This window comes from Bifidobacterium asteroides, from assembly GCF_009683175.1.
Taxonomy (GTDB): Bacteria; Actinomycetota; Actinomycetes; order Actinomycetales; family Bifidobacteriaceae; genus Bombiscardovia; species Bombiscardovia asteroides_H.
Window position 1 is genome coordinate 1 of sequence record NZ_WKKW01000001.1, and the last position, 23,676, is coordinate 23,676.

21 protein-coding genes and 2 tRNA genes are annotated in these 23,676 nt (G+C 61.6%); 4 read left to right on the forward strand and 19 right to left on the reverse strand.

Going from position 1 to position 23,676, the window contains the following annotated elements; translation table 11 throughout:
• Nucleotides 1-63: 63 nt before the first annotated feature.
• Both hisN and aroA read right to left on the reverse strand, forming a co-directional pair.
• Complete coding sequence (gene hisN, locus GKC41_RS00005) at nt 64-864, reverse strand: histidinol-phosphatase (protein ID WP_154312392.1); 801 nt, start codon at nt 862-864, stop codon at nt 64-66.
• 32 nt (nt 865-896) lie between these two features.
• A complete protein-coding gene (gene aroA, locus GKC41_RS00010) occupies nt 897-2,252 on the reverse strand; it encodes a 3-phosphoshikimate 1-carboxyvinyltransferase (RefSeq protein ID WP_418904376.1) in 1,356 nt (451 codons plus the stop codon).
• 117 nt (nt 2,253-2,369) lie between these two features.
• Here aroA and GKC41_RS00015 point away from each other — a divergent pair.
• A tRNA-Pro gene (locus tag GKC41_RS00015) sits at nt 2,370-2,443 on the forward strand.
• Here the strand turns inward: GKC41_RS00015 and GKC41_RS00020 are convergent.
• The 9 genes from GKC41_RS00020 to GKC41_RS00060 form a co-directional block, all read right to left on the reverse strand.
• Nucleotides 2,435-3,721, reverse strand: a complete 1,287-nt coding sequence (locus GKC41_RS00020) for an MFS transporter (RefSeq protein ID WP_154312394.1) — start codon at nt 3,719-3,721, stop codon at nt 2,435-2,437. The two genes, GKC41_RS00015 and GKC41_RS00020, sit on opposite strands and share 9 nt — an antisense overlap.
• A 13-nt stretch (nt 3,722-3,734) precedes the next feature.
• Nucleotides 3,735-4,430 (reverse strand): ABC transporter permease, encoded by a 696-nt coding sequence (locus GKC41_RS00025; RefSeq protein ID WP_154312395.1) that lies wholly within the window; start codon nt 4,428-4,430, stop codon nt 3,735-3,737.
• Nucleotide 4,431: 1 nt separating this feature from the next.
• Entirely contained in the window at nt 4,432-5,163 is a 732-nt protein-coding gene (locus GKC41_RS00030) for an ABC transporter ATP-binding protein (RefSeq protein ID WP_154312396.1), read from the reverse strand.
• A 117-nt stretch (nt 5,164-5,280) separates the two neighbouring features.
• On the reverse strand, nt 5,281-5,994 hold the full coding sequence (locus GKC41_RS00035; protein ID WP_154312397.1) for a TetR/AcrR family transcriptional regulator: 714 nt from the start codon (nt 5,992-5,994) through the stop codon (nt 5,281-5,283).
• A 127-nt stretch (nt 5,995-6,121) separates the two neighbouring features.
• Nucleotides 6,122-6,805 carry an NUDIX hydrolase gene (locus GKC41_RS00040; RefSeq protein ID WP_154312398.1) on the reverse strand — a complete coding sequence of 228 codons (684 nt, stop codon included), beginning with the start codon at nt 6,803-6,805 and terminating at the stop codon, nt 6,122-6,124.
• A 35-nt stretch (nt 6,806-6,840) separates the two neighbouring features.
• Complete coding sequence (locus tag GKC41_RS00045) at nt 6,841-7,758, reverse strand: Nif3-like dinuclear metal center hexameric protein (RefSeq protein ID WP_154312399.1); 918 nt, start codon at nt 7,756-7,758, stop codon at nt 6,841-6,843.
• 48 nt (nt 7,759-7,806) lie between these two features.
• Nucleotides 7,807-10,701 carry a DNA polymerase I gene (polA, locus tag GKC41_RS00050; RefSeq protein WP_154312400.1) on the reverse strand — a complete coding sequence of 965 codons (2,895 nt, stop codon included), beginning with the start codon at nt 10,699-10,701 and terminating at the stop codon, nt 7,807-7,809.
• Nucleotides 10,702-10,708: 7 nt separating this feature from the next.
• Nucleotides 10,709-11,356, reverse strand: a complete 648-nt coding sequence (locus GKC41_RS00055; RefSeq protein ID WP_015021953.1) for an ANTAR domain-containing response regulator — start codon at nt 11,354-11,356, stop codon at nt 10,709-10,711.
• A gap of 49 nt (nt 11,357-11,405) precedes the next feature.
• A tRNA-Leu gene (locus GKC41_RS00060) sits at nt 11,406-11,479 on the reverse strand.
• A gap of 121 nt (nt 11,480-11,600) precedes the next feature.
• On the opposite strand from GKC41_RS00060, the gene GKC41_RS00065 reads away from it, so the two are divergent.
• Nucleotides 11,601-12,194, forward strand: coding sequence for an NUDIX domain-containing protein (locus GKC41_RS00065; RefSeq protein ID WP_154313024.1), 594 nt, complete (start codon nt 11,601-11,603; stop codon nt 12,192-12,194).
• Between the two features lie 152 nt (nt 12,195-12,346).
• Here the strand turns inward: GKC41_RS00065 and pyk are convergent, their stop codons facing one another.
• The 6 genes from pyk to GKC41_RS00095 form a co-directional block, all read right to left on the reverse strand.
• The gene (gene pyk / locus GKC41_RS00070) at nt 12,347-13,789 is read right to left on the reverse strand and encodes a pyruvate kinase (protein ID WP_154312401.1); all 1,443 of its coding nucleotides are present in this window, start codon (nt 13,787-13,789) and stop codon (nt 12,347-12,349) included.
• 114 nt (nt 13,790-13,903) lie between these two features.
• On the reverse strand, nt 13,904-14,902 hold the full coding sequence (locus GKC41_RS00075) for a TerC family protein (protein ID WP_154312402.1): 999 nt from the start codon (nt 14,900-14,902) through the stop codon (nt 13,904-13,906).
• A gap of 188 nt (nt 14,903-15,090) precedes the next feature.
• Entirely contained in the window at nt 15,091-17,202 is a 2,112-nt protein-coding gene (gene uvrB, locus GKC41_RS00080) for an excinuclease ABC subunit UvrB (protein ID WP_154312403.1), read from the reverse strand.
• A 37-nt stretch (nt 17,203-17,239) separates the two neighbouring features.
• Complete coding sequence (gene coaE, locus GKC41_RS00085; protein ID WP_154312404.1) at nt 17,240-17,872, reverse strand: dephospho-CoA kinase; 633 nt, start codon at nt 17,870-17,872, stop codon at nt 17,240-17,242.
• 86 nt (nt 17,873-17,958) lie between these two features.
• The gene (gene rpsA, locus GKC41_RS00090) at nt 17,959-19,464 is read right to left on the reverse strand and encodes a 30S ribosomal protein S1 (protein ID WP_154312405.1); all 1,506 of its coding nucleotides are present in this window, start codon (nt 19,462-19,464) and stop codon (nt 17,959-17,961) included.
• A 102-nt stretch (nt 19,465-19,566) separates the two neighbouring features.
• A complete protein-coding gene (locus GKC41_RS00095) occupies nt 19,567-20,487 on the reverse strand; it encodes a bifunctional methylenetetrahydrofolate dehydrogenase/methenyltetrahydrofolate cyclohydrolase (protein WP_154312406.1) in 921 nt (306 codons plus the stop codon).
• 231 nt (nt 20,488-20,718) lie between these two features.
• On the opposite strand from GKC41_RS00095, the gene GKC41_RS00100 reads away from it, so the two are divergent.
• The gene (locus GKC41_RS00100) at nt 20,719-21,594 is read left to right on the forward strand and encodes an ABC transporter ATP-binding protein (RefSeq protein ID WP_154312407.1); all 876 of its coding nucleotides are present in this window, start codon (nt 20,719-20,721) and stop codon (nt 21,592-21,594) included.
• Complete coding sequence (locus tag GKC41_RS00105) at nt 21,591-22,418, forward strand: metal ABC transporter permease (RefSeq protein ID WP_154312408.1); 828 nt, start codon at nt 21,591-21,593, stop codon at nt 22,416-22,418. The genes GKC41_RS00100 and GKC41_RS00105 overlap by 4 nt, the downstream gene beginning before the upstream one ends.
• A 6-nt stretch (nt 22,419-22,424) precedes the next feature.
• Here GKC41_RS00105 and GKC41_RS00110 read toward each other — a convergent pair whose 3' ends face one another.
• Nucleotides 22,425-22,904 carry a 2-C-methyl-D-erythritol 2,4-cyclodiphosphate synthase gene (locus GKC41_RS00110; RefSeq protein ID WP_154312409.1) on the reverse strand — a complete coding sequence of 160 codons (480 nt, stop codon included), beginning with the start codon at nt 22,902-22,904 and terminating at the stop codon, nt 22,425-22,427.
• A gap of 14 nt (nt 22,905-22,918) precedes the next feature.
• Nucleotides 22,919-23,539, reverse strand: coding sequence for a CarD family transcriptional regulator (locus tag GKC41_RS00115; RefSeq protein WP_154312410.1), 621 nt, complete (start codon nt 23,537-23,539; stop codon nt 22,919-22,921).
• Nucleotides 23,540-23,676 lie beyond the last annotated feature (137 nt).

Sequence of the window (23,676 nt, forward strand, 5' to 3'; positions counted from 1 at the left end):
TACAGCCACAAGGCCAAACCCCCAACATAAACAACGCGTTTAGTTCCTATAGCCCTGTATATGTCAATCCCCCAGGGCCGCCAAGGCCTCCTTGTGCAGAAGACCATTGCTGGCAAGACCATTGCCACCCCAGGGTCCCGGGTTGCCTGCCAGGTCAGTGAAGCTGCCCCCTGCCTCGGTCACGATGGGAACCAGCGCACCCATGTCATAGAGGTCAAGCTCCGGCTCTGCCGCCAGGTCGATGGCCCCCTGGGCCAGGAGCATGTATTGCCAGAAGTCGCCGAAACCACGCAGGCGCCAGATTCGATCGGTCAGGTCGAGAAGCCGCTCCCGACGTCCTATGGCCTTCCATCCGGTCAGCGATGACAAGGACATGGAGGCCTCTTCCAACCGATCCACTCCTGATACGTGGATGGCCTTGGGGGCTTCGCCCTGACGCGCCATGTAGGCTCCCTGACCCCGTGCAGCGTACCAGCGGGTGCCCAGCATGGGGGCCGATACCGCACCAACCACCATCTGATGGTCTGCCTCCAAGCCGATCAGGGTCGCCCATACCGGGACCCCGCGCACATAGTTCTTGGTCCCGTCAATGGGATCGATGATCCACCGCCTGCCGTTGGATTCCTGCTTTCCCAGCTCCTCGGCGTAGATGGTATCGTTGGGCCTAGCCCGGGCCAGCACGCGACGGATCACCGCCTCCGCCTCCCTGTCAGCCTGGGTGACCGGAGTATTGTCCGCCTTGCGTTCCACGTGAAGATCCGGCGACTTGAAGTAGCCCATGGTGACCTGATCCGCCTGGTCGGCCATGGCGATGGCCAGGTCCAGATCCTCCTGCCAGATCTGCCTTTCAGCCTCAATGCTCATAACTCGGCTCCTTTCGCTCGATTCGCTGCGGCTTAGCCTTGGCCCTCGCCTGCCAGCATCCGCTTCCACATCCCCGGGAAGTCGGGCATGGTCTTGGCCGTGGTACCGATGTTGCGCACCCTGATGCCAGGTATCCTGAGCCCGATCATGGCGGCAAAAGTAGCCATGCGATGGTCGGCATAAGTTTCCATGACAGCCCCGTGCGTACGCTGAGCAGGCACGGGCTCGATGGCCAGACCATCATCCAGTTCGCGGGCCTGACCGCCTATTCTGGTGATTTCCGTGACCAATGCCTTCAAACGATTGGTCTCATGACCACGCAGGTGGCCGATGCCGTGCAGGCGACTGGGTCCATCGGCAAAGACCAGTATGGCCGCAATGGAAGGTACGATTTCACCCGCAGGGGACAGGTCGAAGTCGCCGAGTCCATGAATGACTTCCCCACCACTGACCCTGCAGGTGGCACTACCCTGCCCGTCGGGAACCATGTCTACCTGCGCACTCATGGTCTCCAGATACCCGGGCAGCAAGCCGCCTGGCTGGGTGGTATGGTCTGGCCAGTTGGGAACGCTGACTTGTCCGCCCCCTATCAGTGCCGCTCCCAGGAAGGGGGCTGCATTCGACAGGTCGGGCTCCACCTGGACCTGATCAGGCAGCTGCGTCCCAGCAGTCCCTCTGCCCTCAACGCTCCACCTGCAGCGGTCGGGATCGGCCTGGACCCGGACTCCAGCCTGACGCAGGTCCTCAACGGTCATGGCAATGTGTGGAAGGCTGGGAAGATGTAGGCCAGAGTGGACGATGGTCATAGTGCCCTCAGCTCTGGCAGCCGGGAGCAGGAGGCCGGAAATGAACTGCGAAGACGCCGAGGAGTCTATGGTCACCTCCCTGCCTACCAGGCAATCCGGCGGTGTGAGCACAAAGGGCAGGAAGCCGTCCTGGCCCAGGTACTCGATCCTGGCTCCCAGCTGGGTCAGCCCCTCCATCAGAGGTCTCATGGGGCGGCGATAGGCCTGCTCGTCCCCGTCGAAGCGTGTGGGACCATCAGCCAGCATGGCCAGGCTCGGCACAAAGCGCATGACGGTTCCGGCCAGTCCGCAGTCCACGCGAGCGCCACCCCGGAATCGCCCGCCTGCCGGTGGAATGACGGTCACATTCGTAGCGTTGTTCGGGTCAACCCGACAGTCCACACCAAGAGCCTCCAGGGCCCCGATCATCAGGTCCGTATCACGCGACCTGAGCAGACCGGTCAGCCTGACGGGGCGGCTTCCCAGGGCCGCCAGAATCAGATACCTATTCGAGAGGGACTTGCTTCCCGGTATGGTCACCGTTGCATCCAAGGGCCCATCGGCCTGCGGCGCCGCCCATGTCTCTTCCACTGTCATGGTCACCATGGTAACCGCAGGCGCAGAGCTGTTTCCCCTCCCTGCTCACCCCTCAGGACCAGCCGAGACCCGACCCTGTGCTATATTGATACACTGTGCTCATACGTTGATGCTTATGAGCGCCGGGCTATAGCGCAGCTTGGTAGCGCGCCTGCTTTGGGTGCAGGATGTCGCCGGTTCAAATCCGGCTAGCCCGACTTTTGCCTTCGTCCCATTTCGGGAGTCGGATCCCTGGCGTTCATGCCCAGCAATCCCGTAATGAAGATCACGAGAGCCAGAAGACCGGTAAGGCTCGCATAAATGGACATGGTGATGGATATGCCGACCAGATTACCCAGCGTCAGAAAGACCATCTGCCCCAGAGGCGCCCCTATCATCATGACGGTCTGTACCACTCCCATAGTTGCGGCCAGGTGGTCCTCGCCCACTGTGCTGATGAGCATGGTCATGAACCGAGGGTTGATCTTGCCCAGAAGATAGTTCATGACCAAGAGCGGAACGAAGAGCAGGGCAGGGCTGCGCAGCCAGACCAGGTTGACCCCTGCCACGGCAGCTGCTGCCATGACTCCGGTCAGCAGGTGGGCTATGGGCAGCCGTCGGAGCGGATCTGCGGCAAGGAGTGCACCAAGGATGAGTCCCAGGGAGGAGATGCCGTTGACGGCGGCTATGGTCGTGCCGTAGCTTCCCCACCAGACCTCGGGCATGGAAATCAGCCCCAGGTTGAGCAGGGGCTGCAGAGCCGTCCCCAGAAGGTTGACCAGGCAGCCGAAGCCCACCATCAGGACCAGGAAGGCGGAGCGACGGAACTCCCCCAAGGTCACGCGGAGACCAGGAGCCAAGCCTAAATGCTTGTCCGCCTGTGAACTGTTGCCCGCACCCTCCGCCCTTACAAAATCCCGATAGCCAACGGCCACTAGAATCCCTGCCAGCAGGAAGGTGGCGGCGTTGATCAGCGCAAATACAGCGAATCTGTTGCCCAGGAGGGCAATCAACACTGCGCCTCCGCCTGCACTGATGACGGCCGCAACACTGGAGGCGGCCGAGGTGATCGAAGTAGCCTGGTGGAGCTGGCCAGGCAGGACCAGATGTTTGAGGACAGGCATCCACAGGCTGCCTGCATACCCTTCCAGCATGGAGGATGCCATATCCATGGCTACCAGCAGCAGAAAGACAGGCAGGCTCTTGGACCTGCCAATCGTCATGGCTATGACCAGATAGACACATACCTGAACCAGCTTGATCACCAGCTGCATCCGCGTCTTCTGCACGGTCCTGTCGGCCAGGTATCCGGTCAGGATGGCCGTCAGGGCTGGAGCCACCCAGGCCATTGAGGCTATGGAGACAGCCAGTCCGGCAAAGGGCATGGTCTGGGCATAGACGATGAAGACGATGTTGAAGAGCTCGCCTCCGACCGTATTCAACAGACTTGCCAGAACCATGGTCACGAAAGGCTTGTTCTTCAGAAGCTCCTGCATGGTCAGCCGCCGATCAGGGCAGTTCGATCTTCATGAGGGTCCGGTGAAGCAGCCACCAGGCCGGCAGAGAGGCCAGAAAGATGATCAGAAGCACAAGCGCCGACAGCGGCGGGGAGAGGGAGAGCAGGTTGCCCACCACAGCGTCCAGTAGGAGCAGGACTGCAAACATGATAGGCAGCGAGCGCCTCCAGAAGCCCAGGGAAAGGGCGATGCCTACAAGCCCCACCAGTCCCGCAAGACTGGTAACCATCATGAGGAGAACCTGTCCGAACAGACTGCCTGGCGAACCCGTCCCGAGCGAACCCACAAGGCGGTCGACCAGCAGCAAGACGGTCAGGGTAATGGCCGTCCCCGCCAGGTAGGACAGGGTTGTGAAGAGACCAACGAAGATCAGCTTGGCCAGCAGGATTCGGTCCCGCGGGATAGGGCACGACAGGGTGAGCGCCAGATTCCTCCCCGTGTAGGGGTCAATGAAGACCAGGTTGCAGAGGGCAGCGGCCACCAAAGAGAAACCCACCAGAAGGATGACCATGGCCATCTGCAGCACGAAGGCCAGGCTGGACAGTCGAGGGTCAGACCGGCCGCTCGTGTGGCCAATGGCCAGGAACATGCCTCCCAGGGCCAAGGCTGCGGCTACAACTGCCAGCCCTCCAAGGATGCAGGGCCAGAGTCTCGTCTTTTTCAGCTCCAATTTCAGCAGCGTTTTCATATCAGCCCTCCATAGCCTTGATTAGGGTCTGCTCAGCGCCTTCCTGGCCCTTACTGAGGAGCTCCGGCACGCTGGCCCGCAGACTGACCCTGCCGCCCGCTATGACCATGACGCGGTCGGCAGTGTGCAACACCTCGGAGAGGATGTGGCTGGAAAAGAGGATCGCACTCCCCTGGGCAGCCAGATTTCGCAGGCTGTCTCGCAGCTGTCCGATAGCTATCGGGTCCAGTCCATTGAGCGGCTCGTCCAGTAGATAAAGGTCGGGATGATGGCCCATGCACCTGGCCAGGGCCAGCCTCTGCCTCATACCCATGGAATACCTGCCAACAGCAGTGGCAGAATCGGCTGTCAATCCGACCTTTTCCAAAAGTTGGCTGATCCCGGCGGACTCGACCGCCCTATGCCCCGCGTTTGCCAGCGAAAGGTAGGCAAGGTCGATCTCCAGATTCTCCCTGGCACTCAGAGATTCGTAGAAGACAGGTTCGTTGATGGACACCCCCATCCTCGCCAGACTGCCCGGATAGCCTTCGCTGAGAGGCTTCCCCAGGAAACGGACCCGTCCACTGACAGGTCTCTGCATTCCGGACAGAATCTTCAACAGGGTGGACTTGCCAGCCCCGTTGGCTCCCAGCAAGCCCAGAATCTCGCCCTGCCCCAGGGTCAGGTCCAGACCAGCCAGCACCTCCCTGCCTTCGAATACTTGGACGATACCGTCCGCCTCCAGCACCTTCATAAAACTCCTTCCAAAAATACCATCGGTATGTTTATGGAAACAAAAATCATTCACTCGTTGAGTGCCCGAATCTTGCTAGTGACCATAGCCCTCATGGCCTTAAGAAATCCATCGGCTCTAAGAGACCCCTTGATCCTGATTCACGTCAGATTCCTCTTGCGTGGACTCTCCGCCTGCCGCAGTCAGAGGATTGCTCTTCAGATGCGCATGCAGGTGCACGGCTGCGCGGATGACCCGATCATCGACGACCGGCGCCCCTATCCCCTTGAGCATATCGGCCAAGAGGGTGAACTTGGAGACCACCTGGTCCCGGGTCATGGTAGAGAATCGAATCCCTATCCACATGTTGAGCAGGATATAGAGCACCTGGGCCAGATCCTCGGGATTGCAGGGGGCGATGGAACCATCCTCCACGCCTTCGCGGACGTAAGGGGTAATTACATCCACAATCCTGTCCATGGATTGCAGGTACATCTCCCCTACCATGCGGGGGCTCTTCAGGAGGGTCCTGGCGGAGAATGTCACATCGAGACGTGAGTATGCCGACAGGGAGGCGATCAACTCGTTACGCAGCTTCTCCAACCCGGTCTTGCCAGGCCAGTCCCCCAGCCAGTCTTCCTGGGATGAGGACGAGGCCATACGTTCGGTAACCGCATGGAAAATGGCCGTCTTGGAGGGGAAATGGTAATAGACTGCTCCCTTGGTCATACCGCCCAGGCCATCGACGATGTCCTGGATGCTGGTTCCGTCGTAACCCTTTTCCAGGAAGAGCCGCTGGGCAACATCGAGGATCTGATTGCGATGCCCTTCGGGGTCCTTCGGCGTGCCCATGCTGTGCCTCCCTCCTTGTCAGTGCATCAATGTCTGACCATCCTGGCCCGACCATCTTTTCTGACAAGTGTCTATCATACCACTGGTATGTTTTGTCTATCCATTCATATCAGTTGCCAACTTGGCATTAATCCTTCTGCAGACGGCGGATTGCCTCGTGCTGGATGGCCACCACCGCCTTGGCATCGGCGACTCCAGCTGCACAGAGCTCCTGCCAGGAGACCCAGGCCGACTGGATATGCTCGCCGGGGTCGAAGTCGGTGGGCCCCTGATGCCAGCGATGCAGATGCAGGACCGCAATGTGTCCGAGCTCGTCACTCATGCCCAGGGAGGAGTAGACATCGGGGGCGGCATCAATCCAACCGTCCTCAGGGTCCAGATGGCTTTCGGAGTCCCGAGCACCCTCCGGCCCGGGCACCAGACCAGTTTCCTCACGCAGCTCGCGCAGGACAGCCTTTACCGGGCTCTCCCCCGGGTCGATGAAGCCGGCAGGTAGGCCGAAAACGTAGCCCTGGGCACCCACCCGGTACTCCTGGGTCAGCAGATAGGCATCGGCAACGCAGTCATGCACCAGCATAACCACGCAGGGGGCGTGGCGTATAAGCTGCCTGTCAATGGTTTCCTTGGAACCGTCACGCCGGAACATGGCCACCTGCTGCTGGTCGATAACGAATATCGGACCGCGGAAGACCTCCCTGTCATCCATCAGTTCGGGAGCGCGGGTCATATCGATGCCTTTGGGTCCCTGTCCATCCCGACCGGCCAGTCTGGCGGCCAATTCTGCCTGCAAATCCTGTGCTTCGTCGCTCATGAAATCAATCCTCCTCAACCATCAACCCTCAGCCGTCAGCGCACCACCATGGTCCAGGGATCGGTGATGATGGATGAGACCTCCACCTGTGGACGGACACCGGTAGCCGTCTCCAAGGTCCCGGCGATGTCTCCCTTGGCGTAGCGGAACCAGAGGCCCTCGATGGCCGAATGCGGTGTATTGATCAGCATAGGTCTGGGCTGATTAGGCCGACCGGCCATCCGGGCCTCGTAGAGGGCCTGCTGGTAGGCATCCGTGGCAGGGTGATGGCGCAGATCGCTGGTGATGTAGACATCAGCCCCCGTGGACCGGACCAGGTCGAACTCGGAGTCCCCCGAGCCGGGCAGCAGGGCAACCGTGGAGACCATGGCCTTGGACGGTCCGACCGCCTGAACACCCAGAACAGTCTTGGGCAGGAGGCCCGCCACTGTATGGACCAAATCCTCAAATGGCGTAGGCTTGGGAAGCCGTCCCCAGCGGCCCAGGCCTACCTGGATTCCCTGATCGGCGTGCAGATCACGCTTTGAGACCGGCTGTGGGGCCAACGGCCGCGCCTCCTGCAGTTCCAGGGCATCGGCTGCGGCCTGGGCCACGCCGCGGTAGGCGGCATCAGCGTTGGTATGCCCCACCCAGAGGCCGCAGCGTCCCTCGATCAGCCTGGTTATCATATCCCCTCTAAAGTCCAGTCCGGAGACCTGGTGGACCGACCTGAAGAAGAGCGGGTGGTGGGTGATCAGCAGGTCGGCCTTATGATCCAGAGCCTCCTGTACCACATCGGGCCGAGGGTCCACGGCGCACCAGATGCGTCTGACTGGCCAGGAGGGATCTCCTGCCACCAGACCCGGATGGTCCCAGTCCTCTGCGTAATCCAAGGGGTAGAGCCCCTCCAGCAAATCCACCACCTGGCCCAAAGGCACCGAAGGCCTCTGAACCTCATCCTGTTCATCAGGCATGACGATCCCTCCTCGGATCCTGTTGGGCCCAGGCCACCCCATGTCAGGTCAGTGAGCAGCCAGCTCCCAGTCCTGGCCGATGCCGGTGGACACGTCCAGGGGCACCGCCAATTCAACGGCATGTTCCATGGAATCCTTGACCAGCTTGGTGGCCTTATCGGTCTCGCCGGGAGCGATCTCCACCAGCAGTTCATCGTGGATCTGCAGGGAGATGCGGCTCTTCAGCCCCTTCTCCGACAAGGCACGGCTGGCCTTGATCATGGCGATCTTCATGATGTCGGCAGCCGACCCTTGGATGGGCGCGTTCAAAGCGGCCCTCTCGGCGGCTTCGCGGGTGGGACGACGCTTGGAGCGCAGCCCGGGGAAGTAGCGCCGTCGGCCGAACATGGTCTCGGTGTAGCCCTTCTCCCGGGCATCGGCCACTAGGGACTCCAGGTACTCATGGACCTTGCCGAAGGTGGCGAAGTACTTGGCGCGCAATACGTCGGCCGCTGCCGGGCTGATCTTGAGCTGCTGGGCCAGGCCATAGGTGCTCAGCCCATAGGCCAAGCCGTAGCTCATGGCCTTCACATGGGAGCGCTGGTCCCCGGTGACCTCCTCCATGGGGATGTCATAGACCAGGCTGGCCACATACCGGTGGAAGTCGGCGCCAGACTTGAAAGCGTCGATCAGGGCCTGGTCCCCGGAAAGATGGGCCATGATCCGCAGCTCCACCTGGGAGTAGTCCGAGGAGAGCAGCGCCTCGTACCCACTGCCGGGCACGAAGGCCGAACGAATCTCGCGGCCTCGGGCATCCCTGTTGGGAATGTTCTGCAGGTTGGGATCGACCGAGCTCAGCCGACCAGTGGCAGCCACGGTCTGCTCGTAGGTGGTATGCAGCCGTCCATCCCGGGGATTGACCGCCTCGCGCAGGGTCTGCACAATCTGCTTGAGCTTGTTGGTCTCCCTGTGCTTGAGCAGCGCGCCCAGGAAATCGTTGGCTCGCTCATTGTTGACCGATTTGATGTAGAGGTCCTGCAGGACCGAGACGTTGGTCGAATAGGATCCGGTCTTGGTCCTGTGGGTGGGCACCAGGCCCATGTCATCGAAGAGCACCTTGCTCAGCTGCTTGGGGCTCTGCAGGTTGACACGGCTGCCGGCCTTATCCCAGGCGATTTCCTGAGCCTGGCGGGCCTCGGCGGCGAACCGGTCGTGCATCTCCTTCAGGCGGGCATCGTCCACCTTGGCGCCCTCGGTCTCCATCTGCGCCAGGACTGCCGAGGTGGGCAGCTCGATGGTGCGCAGCAGACCGTACTGGTGACGCTCGTCCATAAGCTCCTGCAGGCGCTCGGAGACCATCATGACGTACTGCGCCTGACGCAGAATCCGAGTCCCCCGTCGACGTTCGTCCTCATCCTCTCGCCCGTCCAAGGCCAGAGCTCCCTGAGTCGCCTCAGGCTCCTCCTCTACGGGGATGGCCAGGAAATGGGCGACGGCCTGTTCCAGATTGTCGGCATGGAAATCAGGCTCAGCCAGATAGCCTGCCAGCTTGGTGTCGAACAGTGGCAGGGGCATGTGCAGCCCCTGGCTCTCCAAAAAGTGCAGATGTTCCTTGTAACCATGGACCACACAGGTGCCGATCCGCTGGTCAATCAGCTCCTGGATGGCCGCACGCATGTCTTCGTCGATGTCTTCCGCCATGAGGACCAGCCCGTGGCCATCCATAGACAGAATAGCCAGCTCCTCCAGGCCGTAGTCGCCGTGCTTGGCCCAGCCGATGGCATGGAGAACCCAGTGCTCCTTCATGGCCTCGCTGCAACGCATGGCATTCTGGTCGGAGTCGCCGATGTCCTTGATTTTGTCCAGGGAACCGGCCATGGCCTTGACATGGTCCGCCGACCGTCGGCAAAGGGCCTTGTCCGGCAGATGCTTCTCGCACCAGTCCCGCAGCTGGTCGGCGGACTCCGCCTTATCGCGCTCAGGCTGTGTGAACTCCTCCTGCTTGTTGCTGACATCGACCAGTGCCGAGGCTGAAGAGTAATCGTAATCGGCAACCGTGTTGAATCCGCGCAGGATCTTCTTTCGGGTCTGTGGACCGAACTGCAACTGCTCGAAGATGGGCAGGACCTGATCCGTATGGATGGTGCCGAAACGCAGATCCTCCACCTTCACGCCCAGGTCAAGGTCGCGAACCAGGGCGTTGACCTTTCGATTGAGCCGCACCTGGTCGGCGTTCTCCGCCAGGGCCTGGCCCTTCTTGCCGCCGATCTCATCGGCATGCTCCAGAATGGAATCCAAGGATCCATACTTGTTGATCCACTTGGCAGCGTAACCGTCGCCCACGCCCGGTACGCCAGGAATGTTGTCGGCTCCCTCGCCGCGCATGGCGGCCAGATCCGGGTACTGCTGCGGGGTCACCTTGTAGCGATCCATGATGGCCTGAGGCGTCATGTGCTTGAGGTTCTTGAAGTGGTGACCCGGGTAGAGCACGGTGATGTCGTCATCCACCAGCTGGAAGGCATCCCTGTCCCCGGACAGGACCAGGGTCTTGAACCCGGCCTGCTCCCCCATGGTGGCCAGCGTGCCGATGATGTCGTCGCCCTCGTAACCGGGCTTTTCGATATAAGTGATGCCCAGACCTTTGAGCAGGTCCTGGATCAGGGGCAGCTGGCTCAGCAGCTCCTTGGGAGCAGCCTCACGGGTGCCCTTGTACTGGGGCAGCATGGCATTGCGGAAAGTGCCGCCCTTGACGTCAAAGGCCACGCCCATATGAGTGGGCTTCTCCTTGGCCATGACATCCGCCAGCATGGTGGCAAAGCCCCACACCGCATTGGTGGGCTGCCCGGTCGAGGTGGTGAAACTCTCGACGGGAAGAGCATAGAAGGCCCGGAAGGCCAGCGAATGTCCATCGACGACCAGCAGGGTGCGGCCGTCCTTGTCCTGATTCTTCGTCTGGTCTTCCATGGGAGGGCTAGCGGTCGTTCTGGTTGGCCACGTTGTTGATGACCACGTCGGCCACCTCCTGCATGGTCAGCCTACGGTCCATGGAGGTCTTCTGAATCCAACGGAAGGCCTCGGACTCGGTCATCCCCATGCTCTCCATGAGCAGGCCCTTGGCCCGGTCCACCCGCTTGCGGGCCTCGAAACGGGCCTTCATATCGGTGACCTCGTCCTTCAGGGCGTTAATCTGGTCAAAGCGGGAAATAGCCACCTCAAGGGCCGGCAGCAGCTTTTCCGGAGCGAAGGGCTTGACCACGTAAGCCATGGCTCCTGCATCAGCCGCCTTCTCGACCAGGCTCTGCTGGGAGAACGCCGTCAGCATAACCACCGGGGCCAGGTTCTCCTTGCCGATCTCGGTGGCGGCGGTGATGCCGTCGGTGCCGGGCATCTTCACATCCATAACCACTACGTCGGGCCTCAGCTCGCGAGTCAGATCAATGGCCTCCTGGCCGCTGGCCGCCTGGCCGACTACGTCATAGCCGGCATCCTCGAGAGCTTCAACGGTATCGAGCCTGATCAAAGCCTCATCTTCCGCCACAACCACGGTCCGCCCTTCGGGGGAATCGCTGCGGTTCTTACTCTCTGAAGCCACTTTCAACCTCGTTTCCTGAAAGTCCATCCGATCTTCACCGAAAATCGATGAGGGACGGATGGGGTTCGCTTTATCGTGCCCCCGGTGAGACTCGAACTCACACTGCACGGATTTTGAGGCCGTTTCCTCTACCAATTGGGATACGGGGGCTTTTCATTACCACAGAGAATCTACCATACTTTGGCGACGACGCAAGGTTATTCGTGTTGAATCTGCCTTAGAATGAAGACAGTTATGTATACAGGCACATCAGCAGTCGAAGGAGAGCATGATGACCACTCAGATCTATCGACGGTTCGATCCTTGGCGCACCTCCCCCGTCCAGGAGAAGGCCCGCAAGCAAATTATGGACAGCCACTACTTCAGCGTCGACAGGGTCACCTTTGAATCCAGTGACAGTCAGACCTTCGACCGCAGCATCGTCAGCGAGAAGCATGGAGACACCATCGCCGTCCTGGCCATCACCGACGACGGGAGGATACCCTTGGTCGAGCAGTACCGTCTGCCCACCCACCGTTGGACCCTTGAGCTGCCGGCCGGCCATCCGCTCAACGACAAAGAAGCCCCCATCGATGTAGCCACCAGACGACTGCGCGAGGAGGCCGGGTACAAGGCTGCCTCCTTTAACCAGTTCGCAAGGTTCATCAACACCCCCAGCTTCTCCACGCAGCACACGACGCTCTTCTATGCCGAGGGCCTAACCCCGGTCCAGCCTGCCAGCCTGGCTCCAGAGACCCCCCACCAGAATGTGCGGCTCTTCACTGTGGATGAGGCCTATGACATGGTGATTGCAGGGACCATACTGGACGCCAAGACCACCATCGCCATCCTGCGGGCAAAGATCGGACTGTCCGACCTGCACTGAGACTGGAACCCTCACATAGCGAACCGGTGGCCTCTCCCCTACCTTGTTAGGCGGGGAAAGACCACCGGTTCTTTGCTGTGTCAGTATCGAATGACCCTAACGGACCAACTGCCCGACTGACTCAGTCGACAGTCAGGCAGCAGTCGGGAGAATCAGTCGTTGGCACCCACTGTGTGCACGTAGATGCAGTCGGTGTTTCCTGGCTCATACTCGCCCTGGGCGCTGCTGAGCACCACCAGGCAGTCACCGTCGGAGACCTTGCCCTGCTTCTTCAGGGTGGCGTCCACGAAGGCCATGAGGCCTGCACGGTTGAAGTCGTGGTAGTCCTGCTCGCACATGAAAGCCTCGGTGCCCCAACTCAGGGCCAGCCAATGATAGGTGTGCTCATCGGTGGTCAGCGCATAGATGGGGGCAGCCGGGCGTTCGCGGGAGACGCGGTGCACGGTGTTGCCGGTCTGAGTGAAGGCCACGATGGCCTTGGCGTTGATCTTGTCGGCCAGGTCCACGGCGGCGGAGGAGACGGCACCGGAGTTGGACATGTCCAGGTTGTGCATATCCGGGATGCGGTCGAACCCGTGGGTGGTGGCGTACTCGGAAATTCGGGCCATGGTTGAAACCGTGGTGTCGGGATAATCACCCACGGCGGTCTCGTTGGAGGTCATGGTGGCGTCGGCGCCGTCCAGGACGGCGTTGGCGCAGTCGGAGGCCTCGGCGCGGCTGGGAATGGGCGAATGAACCATGGAGCCCAAGACCTCAGTGGCGACAATGACCGGTTTGGCGTACTGACGGGCCAGCTCGATGCAGCGCTTGGTCACCAGGGGAACCTGCTCGAAGGGCATCTCCACGGCCATGTCACCGCGGGCCACCATGATGCCGTCGAAGGCCTTGACGATCTCCTCCAGGTTCTCAACGGCCTGGGGCTTCTCGATCTTGGCCACGATTGGGATGCGGCGACCCTCCTCGTCCATGATCTCGTGGGCGCGGTCGATGTCGGTGGCAAAGCGGACGAAGGACATGGCGATGATATCGGCGCCGGTGCGGATGCCCCAGCGCAGGTCCTCCTCGTCCTTGGGGGTCAGTGCCGGCAGGCTCACGGCCACGCCGGGAAGGTTGATGCCCTTGTGGGAAGAGACCGGACCAGCCACGACCACCTTGGTGTGGACCTGATTGCCCTCGACCTTGGTGACCTCCAGACGGACCTTGCCATCATCGATCAGGATGGGATCGCCGGGATGGCAGTCCCCGGGCAGACCCTTGAAAGTGGTGGAGGTCATGTGCTCGTCACCCTCGACATCGTCGGTGGTGATGGTGAACTCCTGGCCCTCCTTGAGGCTGACCTTGTCTTCGCCCTGCTCGTTCTTCTTGAACCAACCGCAACGAATCTTGGGACCCTGCAGATCGACCAGGGCCGCCACGTTGCGTCCAGTCTCCTTGCTGGCCTGACGCACGTTGTTGTAGACCTTGAGGTGATCCTCGGGGGTGCCATGGGACCGGTTGAGCCTGGCTACGTCCATGCCGGCCTTGACCAGCTTGGTGATGTTTTCCAGCGACTCCGAAGCCGGCCCGATGGTATCGACGATCTTGGCTTTGCGCATATGCTACCTGCCTGTTCTTTTTCTTACTTACCGTTCTATTGTACAGACTCAAGCCGATGGGAACCAGTATTTCCCGTTAGCGCTAACAATCCTTGTGGCTCAAAGGATTGTTAATCACTTTGCTCCCTTTGAAGCTGATTCAAGGGACTGATGGCGGCTCTTGAGCACCGAGGCCAGGGCGGCTATGCCGATGGCCAGGACTATGACCAGCAGGGATGCCCAGGTCGGTATCTCCGGCACGGCTTCCAGGGGCTGTCCTCCATTGATAAAGGGCAAAGTGTTGCCGTGCAGAGCCTCCATGATCAGCTTGACCCCGATGAAGGCCAGGACCACAGACAGCCCCAGGGGCAGATACTCCAGCTTGTCCAGCAGGGATCCCAACAGGAAGTAGAGCTGCTGAAGGCCCAGCAGGGCGAAGACATTGGAGGTGAAGACGATGAAGGGATCCTTGGTAAGTCCGAAGATGGCCGGAATGGAGTCGAAGGCGAACATGACATCAGTGGTGCCGATGGCCAGGAAAACCACCAGCATGGGTGTGAAGTAGCGTTTGCCCTCAAAGGTGGTCCGCAGACGCTCACCGTCGTAATGGCTGGTGATCGGGATCACCCGGCGCAGGACCCTGATCAGCCCGTTCTCGTGGTACTCCTCCTTCTCGCCACGGCTGGAGACCATATTCCAAGCGGTATAGAGCAGAAAGAAGCCGAAGATGAAGAAGACCCAGGTGAAGCGGGTGATCAGCGCTGTCCCAGCCAGGATGAAGACACCGCGTAGCAGCAGGGCGATGGTGATGCCGACGCTGAGCACATAGCGCTGAAGACGCAGGGGCACAGCGAAATTGCCCATAATGATCACGAAAACAAAGAGGTTATCGATACTGAGCGAATACTCGGTCAGCCAGCCCGAGTAGAACTCGATGGCCGGCTTGGATCCGGCCACCTTCCAGATCAGCGCCCCGAAAATCAAGGCCATGACCACAAAGAAGCCGATGTGCCTCACACATTCGCCGGTCGATGGCACATGTGGCCGCCGCCCGATCACCAGAAGATCGACCACGAAGAAGACGGCAAGCACAACCAGGCTCACAACCATGAACGGCAGAGGTGTCTCGGACATACCAACAGACTTTAGCGGCAAGATATGACGTGCTCATCTCTCCGTCCGCATGTCTGGGAATCCTTACAGACGGCGCTCCGCAGGGCGGGTCTGTGATGCTCTCGCCTGACATCACAGACCCGAAGCATGGCCGGTATGGTCTACTAGCCAAGGGCTCCAAGCCAAGGGCTCCGGACCAAGGGCCGGACTTACTTTTTGGCCTCGGTCATCTGCCGCAGCTCCTTCTTCAGATCCTTGATCTCGTCGCGCAGACGGGCAGCGAGCTCGAACTGCAGCTGTTGTGCAGCCGTGTGCATCTGGTCGCTCAGCTGACGGATCAGGTCGGCAAGGTCCTGTGCCGGCAGACCGGCCTGGAGGATCTCCTGATGCCGTTTGTCGGCCTCCTCCTTGTCGTAGAGGGGCACGCCCAGGTGGGAGTTGCCGGCCTTGTTGGCATTGCGGTAGCCGCCCGCCAGCAGGGTCTGGGTGTCCACGTCCTCCTTGGCCAGCATGTCGTTGACGTCGCTGATCTTCTTGATCAACGGCTTGGGATCCACACCGTGCTCCTTGTTGTAGGCGATTTGCTTGGCCCGGCGACGGTTGGTCTCGCTGATGGCCTTGTCCATGGAGTCGGTGACCTCATCCGCGTACATGATGACCTTGCCGGACACGTTCCTGGCCGCACGGCCGATGGTCTGGATCAGTGAGCGGTAGGAGCGCAGGAAGCCTTCCTTGTCCGCATCCAGAATGGCCACCAGGGAGACCTCGGGCAGGTCCAGCCCCTCACGCAGGAGGTTGATGCCCACGATGACGTCGATCTTGCCCTCGCGCAGCTCACGCAGGAGTTCCACCCTCCGCAGGGTGTCCACGTCAGAGTGCAGATACTCCACCTTGATGTCGCGTTCCAGCAAATAGTCGGTCAGGTCCTCGGCCATCTTCTTGGTCAGCGTGGTCACCAGGACCCGCTCATGGCGATCCACCCGGGTTTTGATCTCGTCCAGAAGGTCATCCACCTGGCCCTTGACAGGCCTGACCTCCACCTCGGGATCCAGGAGGCCGGTGGGCCTGATGACCTGCTCCACCACCCCGTCGGACAGGCCCATCTCATAGTCGCCAGGTGTAGCCGACAGGTAGACGGTCTGGCCCACCTTGTCCAGAAACTCGGGCCACTTCAGCGGACGGTTGTCCATGGCCGAGGGCAGACGGAAGCCATGTTCGACCAGGGTCCGCTTGCGGCTGGCATCCCCCTCGTACATGGCTCCGATCTGGGGAACGGTCACGTGGGACTCGTCGATGACCAGCAGGAAGTCGTCGGGGAAGAAGTCAAGCAGAGTGTGGGGCGGTGTCCCAGGTTCGCGCCCGTCGAAATGTCTGGAGTAGTTCTCCACTCCCGAGCAAGTGCCGATCTGGGTAAGCATCTCCAGATCATAGGTGGTGCGCATGGTCAGTCGCTGGGCCTCCAGCTCCTTGCCCTGCTTGCGCAGCTGGCCCACACGCCAGTCCAGCTCCTCCTTGATGGTCTTCAGGGCGCGCTCCATCCGCTCGGGACCAGCCACATAGTGGGAGGCAGGGAAGATGTGAACGGAGCTCTCATGGGCGATTTCGTCCCCGGTCAGTGGGTGCAGGGTGGAGATGCGGTCGATCTCATCGCCGAAGAATTCGATGCGGACGGCCAGCTCCTCATAGACGGGGATGATTTCGACCGTGTCGCCGCGCACGCGGAAGGTGCCTCGGGTGAAGGCGATGTCGTTGCGCTTGTACTGCATGTCTACGAACTTGCGCAGCAGGTCGTCCCGGTTGATCCGGTCCCCCTCGTGCAGGAAGAGCATGCGTCCGGCGTACTCCTCGGGCGTGCCCAGGCCATAGATGCAGGAGACGGTGGCCACCACCACGCAGTCCCGCCTGGTCAGCAGGTTGGCCGTGGCGGCGTGCCGGAGCCGCTCCACGTCGTCGTTGATGTTGGAGTCCTTCTCGATGTAGGTATCTGTTTGAGGGATGTAGGCCTCAGGCTGGTAGTAGTCGTAGTAGGAGACGAAGTAGGAGACCGCATTGTCGGGCATGAGCTCGCGGAACTCGGCGCAGAGCTGGGCGGCCAGGGTCTTGTTGGGCTCCAGAATCAGAGTGGGCCGCTGCAGGCGCTCGATCAGCCAGGCCGTAGTCGCGGTCTTGCCGGTGCCGGTGGCGCCCATGAGCACCACATCATTCTCGCCATTCTCGATCCGCGTAGCCAGTTCCTCGATGGCCTCTGGCTGGTCGCCGGAGGGCTTGTAGGGAGACTTGACCACGAAGGGCTTATCGGTCCGCTCAATGTTGAACCCCATGAAACTCCCTTCCAGGATGCGTCATTCGCCAAGGCCGTCAGTCACGGTGCGAGGATCCCTTGGCCAAGGCCTTCAACTCTTTATATATTCTATCAACAGACTCGAACATTTGTTCGATAGGCTGGGACCCGTCCACCAACAGGTCGGCCTGAGCGCGTCGCGCGCTGCTGTTGGTCTGAGAGCCGATGCGCTCAACAGCCTGACTCGTGGTCATATGCCGCTGATTCACCATGCGCGCAATCCTCACCTGGCTGGGGGCCTCCACCAACAGAACCCTGTCGAAATGAAAAGGAATGGCTGAGCCTACCTCGGTCAGCAGGGGCACATCATGGACCACCACCTCGGAACCCTCCAGCCAGGGCTGCTCGGCCTTGGCGGCCAAGTCATAGACCAGCGGATGGATGATCTCGTCCAGGTCTCTGCGATCCTTGTCGGCCGTCGGCCCGCCGAAGACCCGTGCCGCCAAGGCTGACCTGTCCACTCCCCCATGGCCGTCCCCGCAGTCTGCTCCGAACCGCTCCAGGACAGACCGAACTCCCGGTCCGCCCGGAGCGATGACCTCGTGGGAGAGCCTGTCGTAATCGACGACCCTGGCCCCGTCCTGAGCCAGCCGAGCCGCCACCGTGCTCTTGCCGGCCGCTATCCCCCCGGTCAATCCCACACGTATCATCCAGACCTCCCACATATACCTTATGGCGGCAGATACAAATGGAGGGGCCCGACCGAGGCCGGACCCCTCCATTCACTACTTAATGCTCACTTCTTTTCCTTGAGCAGCTGCTCGCGCAGGGCGGCCAGCTGGTCGTCGGAGGCCAAAGTGCCCTCGGAGCTGGACTCCGAGCTGTAGTTGGTGGTCTCCTCGGAGCTCTGACGGCGGGAGCGGGAGCCGGCGGCAGGCGCCTGGGAGGACCGGCTGTCCTCGGCGGCCGAAGCCTCGGCGTTCTCCAGCTCCTTGGCGACGAAGGCCTTGTGCTGCTCCCAGAGGTCGTGGGCGGCCGCATACTGGGACTCCCACTCCTCCCGCTGCTTCTCGTAGCCGGCGATCCACTCGTTGCTCTCGGGGTCGAAGCCCTCGGGGTACTTGTAGTTGCCCTCCTCGTCGTACTCGGCGGGCATGCCGTAGATGGCCGGATCGAAGTCCTCGGAAGTCGGGTCGACGGAGTCGTCGGCCTGCTTGAGGGACAGGGAGATACGGCGGCGATCCAGGTCGACGTCGATGACCTTGACGAAGATCTCCTCACCCTGCTTGACCACGGTTTCGGGGTTCTCCACGTGGCGGTTGGCCAGCTCGGAGATGTGGACCAGGCCCTCGATGCCGTCCTCGACGGAGACGAAGACACCGAACTGCACGATCTTGGTGACCTTGCCCTTGACGATCTGTCCGGGCACGTGGGTCCGGGCGAAGCGCTGCCAAGGATCTTCCTGGGTGGCCTTGAGGGACAACGAGATGCGCTCGCGGTCCATGTCGACATCCAGCACCTCGACGGTGACCTTGTCGCCCACCTTGACGACCTCGCTGGGGTGATCGATGTGCTTCCAGGAGAGCTCGGAGACGTGGATCAGGCCGTCCACACCGCCCAGGTCGACGAAGGCGCCGAAGTTGACGATGGAGCTGACCGTGCCCTCGCGGATCTGGCCCTTCTTGAGCTGGGCCATGAAGGTCTCGCGCACCTCGGACTGGGTCTCCTCCAGGTACTGACGGCGGGAGAGGACCACGTTGTTGCGGTTCTTGTCCAGCTCCAGGATCTTGGCCTTGATCTTCTGCCCGATGTAGGGAGACAGGTCGCGCACACGGCGCATCTCGACCAGGGATGCGGGCAGGAAGCCACGCAGGCCGATGTCGACGATGAGTCCGCCCTTGACGGCCTCGATGACGGTGCCCTCGACGACCCCGTCAGCCTCCTTGATCTTCTCGATGTCGCCCCAGGCACGCTCATACTGGGCACGCTTCTTGGACAGGATCAGACGACCTTCCTTGTCCTCCTTGGTGACGACCAGAGCCTCGATGGTGTCACCGACCTGGACCACGTCGTCGGGATCGACATCCTTCTTGATGGAAAGCTCGCGGGAGGGAATCACACCCTCGGTCTTGTAGCCGATGTCCAGCAGAACCTCGTCATGGTCGATCTTAACGACCGTCCCCTCGACCAGATCCCCATCGTCGAAGTTCTTGATGGTGGAATCGACTGCCTTGATGAAGTCTTCCTCGGACCCGATGTCATTGACCGCGACCTGGGGGACTTCCTTCTTGTTCTCTGCCATTAATTAAATTGTTTCTTGTATAGTTGGTGGATATTTTTCCGTATTGAATTATGCGTTCCCGCCGGCGGGCGCGAACATTCTCCATGATAGGAGACACCACGGTCATTGTCGCCGGGGTGCCTCGGGCGTGTCGCCGGCAGGGATTCCTGCGGCCCGCTCAGCGGATTCGACCACATTGGCCAGGAGCATGGCCCGGGTCATGGGCCCCACCCCGCCGGGATTGGGCGTGTAGGCGGATGCAGACAGCCTGGCGGCCGGATCGATGTCGCCCTTGATCCGCCAGCGCCCCTCCTGCTCATCCCGGATTCGCGAGACGCCCACATCCACCAGAACAGCACCCTGGCGAACCTGATCCGGGCCAATCAGCCCTGCCCGGCCCACGGCTGCGATGATTACGTCAGCCCCGCGCAGATGGGCGTCAACATCTTTGGTACGGGTATGGCAAAGCGTCACGGTGGCATCAACCCCGCGGTTGGTCAGAAGCAGCCCGACGGTGCGGCCCACAGTCAGTCCTCGGCCCAGCACGCAGACCTCCTTGCCGGTCAGGTCAATCCCGTAATGGTCCAGCAGGTACAGGATTCCCCGCGGAGTGCAGGGCAGAGGGGTCCGCACCTGGCCGTCGGTATGCAGGACCAGCTGGCCCAGGTTGTATGGATGCATGCCATCGGCGTCCTTGGCCGGATCGATGCGCTCGATGACCTCAGTGGAATCCACGCCATCGGGCAGGGGCAACTGGACGATGTAGCCGGTGCAGTCAGGATCCTGGTTGAGCTGGTCCACCGCAGCGAGAATCCGCTCCTTACCGGCATCGGCAGGCAAATCCACTCGGATGGACCGAATGCCTACCTCGCGGCAGTCCCGGTGCTTGCCCTCTACATACTTGAGCGAACCGGGGTCATCCCCCACCAGAATGGTCCCCAGGCCAGGAGTGCGTCCCATGGCCGTCAGCCTCGCCACACGAGCGCGCAGGTCCTCCTTGAGTTCCGCAGCCGCCGCCTTGCCGTCCAGTTTCACTGCAGTCAATACATCTCCATCATCCAAGCGGGCGCAAACCCTTGTCGAAGCCGTCTGGGCCAGACTAGCGCAGATTCCTCCCCGACCGGAAGCATCGTCCAAGAGCCGGTACGGGAGGACTTGGCTGATCAGGTTGCGCGCTGTCCCATCCTTAGCGATAATGAGAATCATGCTCAATAAGAGCAGGATTGTCGTTTTGAATCCTTGGTTGCATTGCGGATCCCTGCCGGAAAGGACGTCATGGATACGGACACGGATAGAACATCCAAGCAGGCCTGCATCGTCTTCGACCATGCCGCCATCCGCCGATCCGGGCGGCTGATCTGGTCGGAGGGGACCTTCACCATCCCCTCGGGAACCGTGACCGCCATCGTGGGCACCAACGGCACCGGCAAGACCAGCATGATGCAGGCCGAGCTGGGTCTGCTCCCCCTGGATGCCGGCAGTCTGCAGGTCCTGGGGCAGCCGGCCGGCCAGGCCAACGACCGCATCGGCTACGTACCCCAGAGCTACACCTCGGACATCGACTCCAACCTGACGGCCGAACAGTCCGTCCTGCTGGGGCTGACCGGCACCCGCTTCGGCATCCACCCCGTCACCCGGCAGGACCGCGAGCGCGCCGGAAAGGCCATGCGCTTCGTCGGCGTGGAGGACAGGGCCCACCTGCGCCTGTCCCAGCTCTCCGGTGGCCTGCGACAGCGGGTGGCCATCGCCCAGGCCCTGGTCTGCGATCCTGACCTGCTCATGCTGGACGAGCCCCTGGCCAATCTGGACCTGGCCGGGCAGCGAGCCACCGTCCACCTGCTGGCACAGCTCAACAGCCGTCTGGGCATGACCATCCAGGTGGTGGCCCACGACCTGAACATGCTTCTGCCTGTGCTGACCGGGGCGGTCTACCTGCTGGACGGGCATCCCCACTACGCCCGCATGGACGACGTGCTGGACTCGGACCTGCTCACCCATCTCTACGGCACCAAGGTGGAGGTGGTCACCACTCCCCAGGGGGACATGTTCGTGGCCCCCGACATGGACGAGCCGATCGGCCCCGTCCACAATCGCTACCAACCCAGCCAGGTGGTCCGCCTGCACGGGGCGGACCGGGAAAGGACCTCATGACCACACCAGTCTTCGACCCCCATTGGACGGAGATCCTCGCCGCCCCCTTCATGCGCAACGCCATGGTGGCCGGATTGTGCATCGCCGTGGCCGCCGGAGCCATGGGCTACTTCACCATCGCCAGGCACTCCACCTTCGCCGCCCATGCCCTGGCCCACATCGGCCTGCCCGGCGCCACGGGGGCCGTCCTGCTGGGGCTGCCGGTCTCTGCCGGCATGGGCCTGTTCGCCCTGGGCGGGGCGCTGGTCATCGGAGCCCTGGGCAAGCGGGCCTCCCAGCGTGAGATCGCCACGGGCACGGTCCTGGCCTTTGCCACCGGTCTGGGACTCTTCTTCGCCAGGATGTCCAGTTCGGCCTCCCAGCAGATGCAGGCCATCCTCTTCGGATCCATCCTGACCATCACCCGGGGGCAGGTCATCGGCTTCATCATTTTCGATGCAATCCTGCTGATTCTGCTGGCCCTGATCTACCGACCCCTGCTCTTCAGTTCCCTGGATGAGCAGGTGGCACAGGCCCGCGGCGTACCCATCGGGCTGATGAACCTGACCTTCATGGCCATCATGGCCGGGGTCATCACCATTGCCGTGCCAGCGGTGGGGACCCTGCTCATCTTCGCCCTGGTCGTCACTCCGGCGGCCACGGCCAACATCCTGGTGGCCTCTCCCCTGCGGGCCATGCTCCTGTCGGGACTGATCTGCCTGGCTTCCATCTGGGGAGGCCTGGTGATTTCGGCCATGGTGCCGGCTCCTCCAAGCTTCATCATCGTGACCCTCTCCACCCTCTTCTGGGCTCTGGCCAAGGGATGGGCGGCCCTGCGCGCCTGATGCCGGTCAGTCCACCAGCGCAGTGGCCATGACGGCGATGCCCTCGTCGTGACCAGTAAAGCCCATGCCATCAGTGGTGGTGGCGGTCAGCCGAACCGGTGCCCCGACGGCCTGGCTCATGGCTTGCTGGGCCAGGTGACGGCGGGAGGAAATTCTGGGGCGCTGGCCGACAATGACAAGAGAGGCGTTGAGCAACCTGCGACCGTGCTCATGCAGGCGGTCCGTGGTCTTCACCAGCATGGCCGCCCCGTGCATTCCCGCTCCGGGGGCCTGTGCTCCCAGGCCGAACAGGGTGCCGATATCGCCCAGGCCGGCGGCTGACAGGACGGCATCGATCAGGGCATGGGCGGCTACATCGCCGTCAGAATCTCCCAGCAGGCCGGGGGTTCCGTCATTCCAGGACAGACAGGCCAGCCAGAGAGGACGCTCACCAGTTGGATCGAAGCGATGCGCGTCAAAACCCAGTCCGACGCTTGGATGGCCCATGACCAGTCCCGACCTCAGCGCTTGGCCTTGGTCTTACCCTTGCTCTTGTTCTTGGCGGCCTCCTGGGCCACCCGTGCCAGGGTCTTGGAAGCCGGCTCCTTGGGGGACTTGGTATGGTGCTTGTCGTCACCGGGCATGGGCTCCGCATAACCCAGGTTGACGTCCAGCAGACGCTGGGCCTCGTCCTCGTCCAGCTTCTCGGACAGGGCAATCTCGGAGGTCAGTATTTTGCGGGCCTTGATCAGCATCCGCTTCTCGCCCGCTGACAGCCCGTGTTCGTCCACGTCGCGCTGGGAGAGGTCGCGCACCACCTCGGCGATCTTGTTGACCTCGCCGGTGGCGATCTTCTCCACGTTCAGCTTGTAGCGGCGGGACCAGTTCATCTCCTTCTCCTCGACCACCGGGGTACGCAGAATCTCGAAGACCTTGGCCACCGCCTTGGCATCGACGATGTCCCTGACGCCCACCTTGGCCGCGTTCTCGACGGGGACGTTGATGACCAGCCCATCAGAGGAAAGCACGGACAGCTGCAGGTACTTGCGGGTGACGCCCTTGACGGTCCGTTCGGTGATGGCATCCACCCTGGCGGCCCCATGACGCGGATAGACGACCATGTCACCGACCTTGTAACCCATATGTCCTCCAGAACGAGTCGATAAAATACCATATAATAATGTCATTGTGCATGGACTTGCCGACGGGGCTCGGAGGCGACGCGATTCTCTGCGAGCACACTTCCCCTGGAGGCTCTGAAGACTATTCTGGAAGAAAC